10 protein-coding genes are annotated in these 12,029 nt (G+C 35.1%); 4 read left to right on the top strand and 6 right to left on the bottom strand.

Annotation, left to right across the window (positions count from 1 at the left end):
* Positions 1–3 precede the first annotated feature (3 nt).
* From ybaK to BCR21_RS00720, 5 genes are all read right to left on the bottom strand, one after another.
* On the bottom strand, positions 4–456 hold the full coding sequence (gene ybaK, locus BCR21_RS00740; RefSeq protein WP_069645525.1) for a Cys-tRNA(Pro) deacylase: 453 nt from the start codon (positions 454–456) through the stop codon (positions 4–6).
* A 135-nt stretch (positions 457–591) separates the two neighbouring features.
* The gene (aroD, locus tag BCR21_RS00735) at positions 592–1,347 is read right to left on the bottom strand and encodes a type I 3-dehydroquinate dehydratase (protein ID WP_069644616.1); all 756 of its coding nucleotides are present in this window, start codon (positions 1,345–1,347) and stop codon (positions 592–594) included.
* Positions 1,348–1,362: 15 nt separating this feature from the next.
* On the bottom strand, positions 1,363–2,565 hold the full coding sequence (locus BCR21_RS00730; protein WP_069644615.1) for an MFS transporter: 1,203 nt from the start codon (positions 2,563–2,565) through the stop codon (positions 1,363–1,365).
* A gap of 16 nt (positions 2,566–2,581) precedes the next feature.
* A complete protein-coding gene (locus BCR21_RS00725) occupies positions 2,582–3,460 on the bottom strand; it encodes a shikimate dehydrogenase (protein ID WP_069644614.1) in 879 nt (292 codons plus the stop codon).
* Positions 3,461–3,476: 16 nt separating this feature from the next.
* A complete protein-coding gene (locus tag BCR21_RS00720) occupies positions 3,477–5,534 on the bottom strand; it encodes an oxidoreductase (RefSeq protein ID WP_069644613.1) in 2,058 nt (685 codons plus the stop codon).
* A gap of 554 nt (positions 5,535–6,088) precedes the next feature.
* Between BCR21_RS00720 and BCR21_RS00715 the strand changes: the two genes are divergently transcribed.
* Positions 6,089–6,985 carry a LysR family transcriptional regulator gene (locus BCR21_RS00715; protein WP_069644612.1) on the top strand — a complete coding sequence of 299 codons (897 nt, stop codon included), beginning with the start codon at positions 6,089–6,091 and terminating at the stop codon, positions 6,983–6,985.
* 54 nt (positions 6,986–7,039) lie between these two features.
* On the opposite strand, the gene BCR21_RS00710 is transcribed toward BCR21_RS00715, so the two are convergent.
* On the bottom strand, positions 7,040–8,212 hold the full coding sequence (locus BCR21_RS00710; RefSeq protein ID WP_069644611.1) for a class I SAM-dependent rRNA methyltransferase: 1,173 nt from the start codon (positions 8,210–8,212) through the stop codon (positions 7,040–7,042).
* 304 nt (positions 8,213–8,516) lie between these two features.
* On the opposite strand from BCR21_RS00710, the gene BCR21_RS00705 reads away from it, so the two are divergent.
* From BCR21_RS00705 to BCR21_RS00695, 3 genes are all read left to right on the top strand, one after another.
* A complete protein-coding gene (locus BCR21_RS00705) occupies positions 8,517–10,625 on the top strand; it encodes an LTA synthase family protein (RefSeq protein WP_069645524.1) in 2,109 nt (702 codons plus the stop codon).
* A 107-nt stretch (positions 10,626–10,732) separates the two neighbouring features.
* Positions 10,733–11,443, top strand: a complete 711-nt coding sequence (locus tag BCR21_RS00700) for an FtsX-like permease family protein (RefSeq protein WP_069644610.1) — start codon at positions 10,733–10,735, stop codon at positions 11,441–11,443.
* Between the two features lie 4 nt (positions 11,444–11,447).
* A complete protein-coding gene (locus BCR21_RS00695; protein WP_069644609.1) occupies positions 11,448–11,999 on the top strand; it encodes a hypothetical protein in 552 nt (183 codons plus the stop codon).
* Positions 12,000–12,029: the final 30 nt, after the last annotated feature.

The raw sequence follows: 12,029 nt of genomic DNA, 5'->3' as shown, positions 1-12,029 counted from the left end.
ATTTCACATTGTTAAATCTGCCATTTCGCCATTTGTTACTTGGAGAATCGACAATAGAGACAATTCAATCTGCATCCCTCTTTTACCAGCCGAAATAATGATTGTATCAAATTTATTTGCTTCCTCAGCAAGATAGGTTGGGAACAGTTTTTTCATTCCGATTGGGGAACACCCACCTCTGATATAGCCTGTTGTTTCTTCTAAATCTTTCAGATGGAGCATATCAACTTTTTTATTGCCGCTTGCAAGTGCTAATTTTTTTAAATCTAATTCTTTATTACCTGGAATAACAGCAACCACTGGACCTGTTTTATTTCCTACAGTTACTAGCGTCTTAAAGATTTTTCCATCTTCGATCCTTAATTTTTCGGCAACACTATCTGCACTTAAATGGTCTTCACTCCATTCAAATTCATATTCTTTATAGGTTATTTTATGTTGTTCAACAATTCGCATTGCGTTTGTTTTTTGTGTTTTCTTTTTCTTAGCCAATTTTATTCACCTCATGTTTAAGTCTATCAAAGAAATCAACGGATGCAAGAAAAATAGACCAGTTAGAATGAGTTATCCTCTTTCTAACTGGTCTATTAATTATAGTGCTAATGTTTTAAGAACTTCACGTAACTCTTCTACTGGGACTTGTCCTGGTGCGGAAGCTTTTTTAGCGGCACCGAAAGTCATCGCTGAACCAAAAACTTCTCCACTCATCCGGCTGACCATGCCTAATTGCCCCATAGACATCGTAACGATTGGTCGATCTGCATGCGCCGTCTTCATTTCATTTGTGGCTGCTAAGAGTGTCAATACATCGTCTGCGCATTGCGGCATGACAGCAATTTTACAGATATCAGCATTTTTTTCTTGCATGCGGCATAATCTTGAAACAATTTCTTCTTTGTTAGGTGTTTTATCAAAATCATGATTACACATAACGATTTTGATCCCTTTTTCATGTGCTGCTTCGATTGTTTGTTGAACAAGAGCATCATCCATAAACAATTCAACGTCTAACAAATCAATTGCACCATTTTCTATAACTGTTTTGTACAAGCCAAAGTATTGCTCATCTGAAAACGGAATTTCGCCGCCTTCTTGTTTTGTACGGAATGTGAAGAGCACTGGTTTATCTGCTAAGATTTCTGCGATTTTTTTTGACATTTCAGCAGCCGCTTGAAAATCAGCTACTTGATCAAAAAAATCAACACGCCATTCAACTAGATCACAGTCGATCGTTAATAAATGTTTGGCTTCTTCTATTAATTCTACTTCATTTTTGCCTACTAGAGGAACAATGATTTTAGGACTCCCACTTCCGAGAGTCACGTTTTTAACGGTGACTGTATTCATTTTTTTGTATCCTCCCTATTTAGATGTATCAATTGTTTGGCGGTAGCGAATAAAAATAATGACCGCTAACACAAAACCGATTCCTGCAATGATTGTATCGAATAACATGATACCACGTACATTCGTTTTAGCAATTTGGGCTGCTGCAACTGGAATAACAAATGAAGCGATACTCCCAAATGTGTAGTAGATTCCGGTAATCGTACCCTTACCTGCTGGGAACATTTCGCCCATCACTGTCAAGCCTAATTGTAACACGCCACCAGCTGCAAAGAAACCGACTAAGGCTGCTCCAATCATACAAACAAGTGGAGTTGGGAATAACCACATAATAGCAATTGTTAAAAACGAAACGAACGTATAAATAACAACTAAATACACTGAACGAACTTTAGAAGCCATAATTGCTGTAAATGCTACACATAATAATGAACCAATAGAATAATACGAAACTAACACGCCTGCATCTGTTTGAGCCATACCAGCGACTTGTTCACCGTATGTTCCAATAAATTGACTGATTAGATAAAAAGTTGCTTGCGCGATAAAACCATAAATAACAAAAGCAACACCTTCGATTGCCATCTTAGGTTTTGATTTAAATTTAACTACTGGTGCCTGTTCTACTACTTCTTCTGTTTCTTCAGCAAGTTTGGCATCTGCATCCGGGAAAGGTTGTTTCCACAAATAAATCGCATTCACCCCAAGTAAAATTGCCGCAATCATAAATGACCAACCAAACCACAAGTGATTAGAAGCTAAGAATTTAATCATCAATGGCAATGCAAATTGACCACCTTGTATAAAAGCTTTTAACAAAACTGTTGCTGTTCCTGCTGTTTTCGGAAATGATTCCATCAAAGCTGGATACGTTCCAGAATCTAGGAATGAATTAGAAATCCCCGCAATTACTGCAAAAAACATCGCTAACTCAACACTTGGACTATATAATATTCCAAAGAAATAAGCTGCATAAGTAATCATTCCTAAATAAATAAATGGCTTACGTCCAAACTTATCGGATAAGCGTCCTGATATCATGATTGCAATTAAACGACCAATCCCTAACATTGAAATAACCTTAGCAATTCCCATCAAATCTGTATCCCATTGTGTCATCAATGAATTTTGGTTTTGTGAAATAATGATAACGCCCATCCCATGGACAATATAGTTGATATAGAGACCGATCGCGGTCGGTGTGTATTTGTTTTTCATCATTTTCTCCTAACTGTTAGTCCTTAAATAATAGTTCTTTAATATAATCAACAGGCATATCTTCCCCAGTGAAATGCTTGAATGCTTCTGCCCCTTGATAAAGCATCATACCAAGACCATTGATTGTTTTCTTTGCGCCATGTTCGCGAGCAAATTTTAACAACTTTGTTTCTTTCGGGATATAGACAACATCAAAGACAACTAAATCTGGACGAATCACTTCTGGATCATTGATCAAGCTTTCTTCTTGTAATGGTTTCATGCCCACTCCAGTTGCATCAATATAAATACTACTTTGACTGATTGACTGTTTAAACGCTGCTTGATTAGATAAATCAGTTAGTGTTGCTTTACATTCTGTGTTTTCGTTGATTTTTTTCACTGTTTCTTCAGCATTTTTGTAGTGTTGATCATTGATATTGAAAATCCGTAATTCTTTAGCGCCATCCAACGCTGCTTGAATCGCGATTGCAGTACCAGCACCGCCAGCACCAGTCATTGTGATGATTTGATTTTTGACTTCTACGCCCTCTTCTTCTAACGCACGCATCGCACCAGTGCCATCCGTTACATGCCCAACTAAATGACCTTTTCCATCTTTATTCGTGACTGTATTAACCGCACCAACTAATTTTGCAGCAGGTGAAAGTTCGTCTAAATATGGAATAATTGCTTGTTTATTTGGCATTGAAACATTTGAACCCCGAATCCCTAATGCACGAATTCCTTGAACCGCATCTTTCAATTCTTCATTTCCTACTTCAAACGCCATATAAGCATAATCTAAACCTAATTTAGCAAAAGCCTCGTTATGCATAGTCGGCGATAAACTATGGCGAATCGGTGTTGCAATCAAACTAATCAATAATGTGTGTCCGTCAATTCTTTCTGTCATCTTAAATTCCCTCACTTTATATAGTTTGTGTTGCTTGTAGACTTTTTGTTTGTTCAAACAACGCTTTTTGTGTTCGTGTGTTTTCTAGAACTTCTATTGTTTTTAGAATGTCGCGAGCTTCTCTTGTTCCTTCCATGATCCGTCTAGCCACTTTGCTATCACCCATATTTAAAAGAACTGCACCGTTACTTCTAGCATACTGATCTAGTTCACGAATCATCGGAGCTTCTGCACGCATTCCTAAACATACGAAACCTAAATCAAATGGTAATTCAAGCATTTCTCCATCTTTTTCAACTAAGAAACTATTTTCTCTAACTTCTGTCAGTTTCGTTTCTACATGAACTTCCACACCAAATTTTCCGACGATTTCCATCATCGCAAGTTTTGTGATCAAATCTAGATCTTTCCCAATTTCACCTTGCATTTCCACTATACTAACTTTTTTAGCACCACGTTCAGCGTAATATTCCACAACGTCTAACCCAACGGCACCTCCGCCGATCACAACTACTTCTTTTCCTTCAAATTCTTGGAATTTTGACATATCATCCAAGATATCGAAAATAGAGAAAATTTTTCTATTTGGATTATCTAATTGTTCTTTTAATCCATTGATTGGTGGCAATAAAGGTTTTGCACCTGTTGCGTTGACAATGATATCAGGTCCGATTGCTTCAATATCAGCTAACGATGCAGCATGATTTAAATGAATCGCTAAATTATCCAATTCTTTACAACGATTAATTTCGTAGGTGATAAAATCATCGATTCTTTTCTTATCTGGGAAACGAGCGATTTCATGACCTAATCCGCCTAAATACCCTTTTTGTTCAAAGAGTTCTACGCTAACACCAACTTCAGCTGCTGTAGCGGCGGCTTCAAGTCCTGTCGTTCCTCCACCAATCACAACCATTTTGGTTGGATGTAAAATAGGTTTCATTTTATAGTCATCTTCATAATGCAAATCGGGATTGACTGTACAACGCATTGGTCGTGCTTTAGCAATTCGATGGTCTGCACAGCCAATATTGCAAGAGATGCACTTTCTAAGTAAATCTTCTTGCCCATTGGCAACTTTATTGACCCAATTTGGTTCGGCAATCAAGCCACGTCCCATAGCTAATAAGTCAGCATCGCCAGCTTCTAGAATTTCTGTTGCACGTTTAGGACTGCGGATATTTCCAGATGTAACGGTTATTTTGTCAGGAAAACGTTCTTTGACCGCTTTTGACATATAAGCACGCCAGCCATCTTCTAAATTCATTTTATCGATTTGATACTGCAAGCTATCATTCAATGCTGCAGACACATTTAAAATATCCACTTCATCTGCAAAATAGTTTAAAATATCAATCGTATCTTCTAATGTATTACCGCCTTCTAACAGTTCATCTGCACTAAAACGTAGAGAAATCGGGAAAAAAGGTCCTACAGCTTTTCTAACAGCTTCAACAACTAATTTTGTAAAACGAGCTCGGTTTTCTGGACTACCGCCAAATTTATCTGTCCGTTTATTATATAAAGGAGATAAAAATTGGCTTAATAGATACGAATGTCCTGCGTGAATTTCTACACAATCAAATCCAGCACGTTGTGCTCTTAGCGCGCCATCTGCATAACGATCTACGATGCCATAAATTTCCTCTTCGGTCAATGGACGCGGAATCGGATTACCTTTTTTTGAAGGAATATTTGAGGCTGAAACTGGTTGTTCCCCCTCTAAACGTAGCCCATATGCTGAAGCACCAGCATGATTGATTTGAACTGACGTACAAGCTCCATAAGCATGCATTTTCTCGTTAAAATGCCATAATCCTGAAATATATTGATCATTATCCATCCTTAATTGACGAGCACCATTTGTCCCCATCGGATAATCAATACACACATTTTCTAAGGTGATTAAACCCGTTCCACCTTTAGCACGTTGTTCATAATATGAAACATGTTGCATGCTGAATGTGCCGTCCATATTAGCGAAATTCGTTCCCATTGGTGGCATGACAACACGATTTTTCAATGTCATTCGTTTTACAGTTAAAGGTTCAAAGATTGCTTGATAATTATTCATGATTACCTCCTAAATTTAAAAGCGAAGCGGGCTCGTTCAGCTCTGACAGAAAAATAGGAAATTGTGACTGAGGTGCTCTTTACCTCATTCATAATTTATCTTTTTTCCGAAGAGCTAGCCCACGTAGCTAGATAACATAAAAGCGGAACAAATCGGGTAATCCTGTAGAAAATTAGTAAAATGTCATTGAAATGGTCTTTATTTCATTGAAATTTTATCTATTTGCCTAAGGATTGATTTGTATAGCTAGATAACATTAAAAGCGAAACGGGCTCGTCCAATTCTGACAAAAAACAGGAAATTATAACAAGTTGCTTTTTGTCCGCTCTAATTTTTATAAAAGACGAGCTCACTTAAATGTTAATTTCCATTGTTACTCTTTTCACAATTCCTATGATTTTATTCTATTCTAACCAACCGATAAATTCCAATGAATGTTTTTCATGTTTTAGATAAATAATATTTATAGATACGCCTGAATCGTTTTTTTGATGCATCTTTCAGTATTTATTGATAAACTATACTTATGAATGATCAATAAGGAGTTATTACACATGAATTTGCGACAACTAGAATTTTTTAGAATGTTAGCTGACACCCAGCACATGACCCATGCGGCTAAATTATTAAATACAACGCAACCAAATTTAAGCCACTCTATGTCTGAATTAGAAAAAGAACTAGACGCTCAGTTATTTGAAAAAAAAGGTAGAAATATCCAGCTGACAAAATACGGGAAATTTTTCTATACTTATGTCTCGACTGCATTAGAAGAATTAGCTAAAGGTGAACGTGCGTTAAAAGAATTAGTTAGTCCTGAGAAAGGATTGATCGATTTTGGTTTTATTTATACTGCAGGCTCTTTTTTGGCTCCTATGTTAATGAAAGAATTTTCAACTTATCCAGGTAATGAACAAATTCGTTTTAATTTATGTCAAGGTAACTCTTCAGATATGACCGATTTACTTTTAAAGGAAGAAGTTGATATTGCCATAACTTCAAAGCTAAAAGAAGATGAACAGCTCAATTACGAGATTTTGACAGAACAAGAAATTGTTTTAGTTGTTCCGATTGAACATCCATTGGCTGCTTATGACAGTATTTCATTGAAAGAAACCCGTGACTATCCTTTTGTTTATTTCAACGAAAGAAGCGGTTTGCGTCCCTATATTGATAAAATGCTCACGGCTGCTTCCATTAAACCAACTATTATATGTGAGGTAGAAGAAGATCATACAATGTTAGGCTTTGTCGCCTATGATTATGGAATCGCTTTGATGCCGAAGATTCCATCAATTTCGTCTTATAAAGTTAAAACGATTGCGCTTGAGGATAACTTCTTCCCTCGTTATATTTATCTAGCAACAAAAAAAGACCATTTTCTTTCACCCGCCGCATTACGGTTTAAAGAATTTATTGTTCCTTTTGCACAAAACATGTTTTATCAATAAAACAAGAGGCTGGGACAGCATAACTCTACGAATCACGTCCCAGCCTCTTGTTTATTATTTTTGTATGTCAATAAAAAATACTTTTAAGTAGTTCCCCTCTTCAAAATGTTTATTTGTTTTAAAATCACTAGGTAATTGATAGGTTTCTTTAATTTTATAGCGAACCTGTTTTTCTTCTAAAGCATGAACAATCATTTTTTTATATTTCTCTAATGAAATATTGGCTGCATTAGTTGAAGCAATCAACAAGCCTTCTTTTTTTAGAATGTCCACAGAATCCTTTACTAAGTCCCCATAATTTTTAGCGACTGAAAAAACTTTTTTCTTGTTTCGGGCAAAACTTGGTGGATCAAGAATGATCACATCATAGTTCAGTTGCTTTCGTGCAGCATATTTGAAATAGTCAAAGACATCCATCACCACGATTTTTTGATCCTCTACGGCTAAATGATTCACTTCAAATTGCTCTTTTGTCTTTGGCAAACTACGTTTAGCCAAATCAACACTTGTGGTCGTGTTTGAACCACCCATCGCACTTGCAACTGAAAACGCACCAGTGTAACTAAACATGTTCAAGACAGTCTTCCCTGCGACGATTCCTTCGGCCAAGCGTCCTCGAACTTCTTTTTGATCCAAAAATATCCCAGTCATTAAGCCGTCGTTTAAATAGGTAGCATATGTTACGCCATTTTCAGACACTAAAAGCGGTTCAGGTGCATCTAAACCAAACAATTTTTGAGATTCTGGTAATGAATCATTAGAGAAACGAATTTTTTCATATGCTCCTTTGATTTCTGGTGTGCTTTTTCTAAATGCTTGGACGATTTCTTCTTTTTTCTGATACAACGTTTCGTTATACCAAGAAAATACGGCAAAATCATCGTAACGGTCAATAATCAAGCCGCCAAGTCCATCTCCTTCTCCGTTAAACAAGCGGTAAGCTGTGGTTGATTCATCTTGCTCATAGGCAGTTCTATGGTTTTTAGCTTTTAAAAATAAGCTTTCTAAAAAAAGTGAATCCACACTTCCCTGCCAATTAACTAACCAGCCGATGCCTTTGTTTTGCTCGCCAAGGTATCCGGTTGCAATAAATTGACCATTACTATCAACAAAATTGACCCACTCAGCTGAAAATGACTTCGGCATATCAAGCAAATCTTCTTTTTGAATAAGGGGATATCTTCCTTTAAATTTTTTTTCTGATTTTTTTGTTACTATTATATTCATTTGCTGTACATCCTTTGTCTTAATTTAATTTTAATCACAACAGCTCAGCTGCTTATGTACACATCATTGGCTAGTATATCAAAAAATGATTCTTCTGTCGTTAGCAAAAAGTTAATTGATGAACTTTTTGATATCTTACAAAAAAGTAAAATTTTATTAACTTTTTTATATTCAATCTTGATTTAAATTGACATAGAATTGCAGAGAGAGTAGAATTGTATGAGTATATGAAAAGCTCTTGAAAATAGTTCATTGGCTTTCTTTTAGATCTGAGTTTAGAAAGGATACGTTTACTTTGAATATTATAAAAAAAATACATATGCCTAAATTTTTAAACACTCGGCTAGGACTCTTTGGATTCGTTGCAGTGTTGATTTGGCTAAAAAACATTTTTGCTTACACAATTGATTTTAATTTAAGAATCGAAAATGCTTTCGAATATTTCATTCTCTTCATTAATCCAATTGCCTCCACGTTTTTCTTATTGGCAATCGCATTATATATACGAAGAAAGAAAGCTTCTTATATTACCATGATGGTGATTTATTTCTTAATGTCTCTATTGTTATTCTCAAATGTTGTTTATTACAGAGAATTTACTGACTTTATCACTGTCAATACCATGCTTGGTGCTGGAAAAGTTGCTAGTGGTCTTGGTGAAAGTGCTCTGCGTTTATTCAGACCTTATGATGTGATTTACTGGATTGATTTTATTATTGTCGGTATTTTACTGATTACTAAAAAAATCAAGATGGATGAACGTCCAGTTAGAGCCCGTGTTGCCGTTTCAATCAGTATGTTATCTGCTTTATTTTTTGTGGCGAACTTAACATTAGCTGAAACTGCCCGCCCGCAATTATTAGGACGTCAATTTTCTCGTGATTATATTGTTAAATTTTTAGGTTTAAATGCTTTCACAGTTTATGATGGCGTGACAACATATCAAACAAACCAAGTGCGAGCAGAAGCCAGTGAGAACGATATGGATGCTGTTTCTGATTATGTTAAAGGACATTACGCAGCACCCAACCCTGATACATTTGGCATGGCTAAAGGAAAAAATGTTATCTATATTCATTTAGAAAGTTTCCAACAATTTTTGATTGACTACAAATTAAAAGATGACAAAGGTGTTGAACATGTCGTTACACCTTTTATCAATAGCTTATATCACAGCAACAGCACCTATAGTTTTGATAATTTCTTCCATCAAGTGGGTCAAGGAAAAACAAGTGATGCTGAAACAATGTTCGAAAATTCATTATTCGGATTAGACCAAGGTTCATTATTCACTCAAGTTGGTGGTAAAAATACTTTTGAAGCTGCTCCTGCTATTTTAGGTCAAGAAGCAGGTTACACAAGTGCTGTCTTCCACGGAAACGCTGGTAACTTCTGGAATCGTAATGAAACTTACAAGCATTTGGGTTATAATTACTTCTTTGATGCTAATTACTATGATGTCAATGAAGATAACTCATTCCAATACGGATTGCATGACAAACCATTTTTCCAACAATCCACACAATACTTGGAACATTTACAACAACCATTTTATTCTAAATTTATTGCTGTTTCTAACCACTATCCATATTCTCAATTTACAAATAACGAAGCTGGATTCCCGATTGCTCAAACATCTGATGAAACAATCAATGGTTATTTCGCCACAGCAAACTACCTTGATAAAGCAGTCGAAGAATTCTTTAACTATTTAAAAGCGTCTGGTTTGTATGATAACTCAGTGATTGTCCTTTACGGTGATCATTATGGTATTTCTACTTCTAGAAATGATAACTTAGCTGAATTACTTGGGAAAACAAAATCAACTTGGAATGACTTTGATAACTCAACAATGCAACGTGTTCCTTATATGATTCATGTTCCAGGTCAAACAAACGGTGGTATCAACCACACTTACGGTGGTCAAATTGATGCCTTACCTACCCTGTTACATTTAATGGGTATTGATACTAAAAACTATATTCAAATGGGACAAGACTTGTTCTCTAAAGAAAATTCACAACTGGTTGCCTTTAGAAACGGGAATTATGTTTCACCAAAATATACGATGCTTGGCTCTAGTATCTATGATACAGCAACTGGCCGTTTAATAGCAGAACCAACTGAGCAAGAAAAACAAGCAGCTAAAGAATTGAAAGACAAAGCTAATCTACAGCTTCAAATGTCGGATCAAACAACAAATGGTGATTTGTTACGTTTTTACACAAACAGTGGATTAACGCCAGTAAATCCAGATGATTACAATTACAAAGATCAATTAAAACAATTAGAAACTATCGAAAAAGATAAAGGAGAAGAATCAACGAGTGTTTATAGTAAAAACAATAATACCTCGACTGTTGATAAATACCATACTGAATCTTACCAAGATTATTTAAAATCTGGCAAATAGTCCTAAATATTCATGAAAGCTTGAGTAAATTGCTCAAGCTTTTTTATATCTTATTCATAATTAATTCATATTCTTCTTTTATACTTAGTTTAGTGAGGTGATTCTATTTGAAAAATATTCGTTACGCTCTCGCTAGCGTTTCCTACCATAAAAAACTTTCTTTTGGCATCGGTGTCTGCTCTGCTTTTTTTCTATTTTTATTAACCAGTTTTTTGAATCTTCAAGATATCGAAAAGTCCTTTTATAATCAAGTCAGTAGCTTAGTATATAATAACGAGTACCATATGAATTATCAAAAACTCATGCAACTATACTCTTCTTTGTATCTTGTTACCTTATTTGTTTGGGTAATACTAATTACAATATTAGTATTCATCTCGTTGAAATTAAAAAAACAAGATATGTTGAAATGGCGTATTATGGGTTTCTCAAATCGTTTCGTCATCAAGCAATCTATATTGGAAAGTGTTATTCCTATTTTAGCAGGAGTCATTACTGTCGCTGTGTTTCTTATAGTCTGCCAGCATACATATGAATATATTTTAATATACATTAGACCTATGCTTTCTAATGGGATGGGCATTAAACGAGTTCCCTTTTTCTCTTCTCACGTACTTGTAGAGAGCACACCAAATCAAGTAATCAATACATCAGGAGATACACATTTTTTAGCAATAAATATACGCAACTTACCTGCTAATACCATTTTTAACGCTTTTTTTAAAAATTGTCTCCTATTATTATTCATTACAACTACAATTACATTAATTTCAACTTATTTTATTTCAAGAAAATCGCAAAAAGCATATAGGATGTGAGTGAATGAATTTTCCTTTAGTTAAAAATTGGACTGAAGAAAGCTTTAAAGAATTATTCCAACAGCAACATATGACGGTTGTTTTAGAGGATCAGAGTAGCATTCAGGCAGATTTTTATTTTCTTATCGATAAAACATTTGATATGAAACAATCAATGGCCGTTGGCTTTATTTTATCTGAGAATACCTTTTTATCTTACCTTTCTATTAAAGATAACCTATTCGTTGGTTCTTCTGTAAAAGAAAGAGACAAAAAGAAAATACTGAATGATTTGTTCGACTATGTTGGACTTACTACTAGTGTTTTAAATAAATCTGAAGAACAATTGACAATCTTTGAACAAATCAAACTTCAGCTAGTTCAATTGCTAATAATAGAAAAAGATGTCATTATTATCGATGATATCTTCCAAGAACTTTCTATTGGTCAAAGACAAGAGCTGTTACCGTTACTACAAAGAATTGCAAAAGAAAAGCAAAAAGCAATTCTTGTTTTGACCAACGATATTCAAATCGCTGAAAGTCCTTATATGGATAAAATCATTAAAACAGCTTAAAAAAACCAGTTAAACATTTTCTGTTTAACT

This window comes from Enterococcus ureasiticus (assembly GCF_001730285.1).
Taxonomy (GTDB): domain Bacteria; phylum Bacillota; class Bacilli; order Lactobacillales; family Enterococcaceae; genus Enterococcus_L; species Enterococcus_L ureasiticus.
The sequence above is the reverse complement of the archived record's forward strand: the minus strand, read 5'-3'. Positions and strand labels throughout refer to the sequence as shown.

Excerpts from the sequence above, each read along its gene's own strand:
- BCR21_RS00710 (WP_069644611.1), bottom strand. The coding sequence starts at position 8,212 with ATGAATATAATAGTAACAAAAAAATCAGAAAAAAAATTTAAAGGAAGA.
- BCR21_RS00695 (WP_069644609.1), top strand. The coding sequence starts at position 11,448 with ATGAATTTTCCTTTAGTTAAAAATTGGACTGAAGAAAGCTTTAAAGAA.
- BCR21_RS00730 (WP_069644615.1), bottom strand. The coding sequence starts at position 2,565 with ATGAAAAACAAATACACACCGACCGCGATCGGTCTCTATATCAACTAT.
- BCR21_RS00715 (WP_069644612.1), top strand. The coding sequence starts at position 6,089 with ATGAATTTGCGACAACTAGAATTTTTTAGAATGTTAGCTGACACCCAG.
- ybaK (WP_069645525.1), bottom strand. The coding sequence starts at position 456 with ATGCGAATTGTTGAACAACATAAAATAACCTATAAAGAATATGAATTT.
- BCR21_RS00725 (WP_069644614.1), bottom strand. The coding sequence starts at position 3,460 with ATGACAGAAAGAATTGACGGACACACATTATTGATTAGTTTGATTGCA.
- aroD (WP_069644616.1), bottom strand. The coding sequence starts at position 1,347 with ATGAATACAGTCACCGTTAAAAACGTGACTCTCGGAAGTGGGAGTCCT.
- BCR21_RS00720 (WP_069644613.1), bottom strand. The coding sequence starts at position 5,534 with ATGAATAATTATCAAGCAATCTTTGAACCTTTAACTGTAAAACGAATG.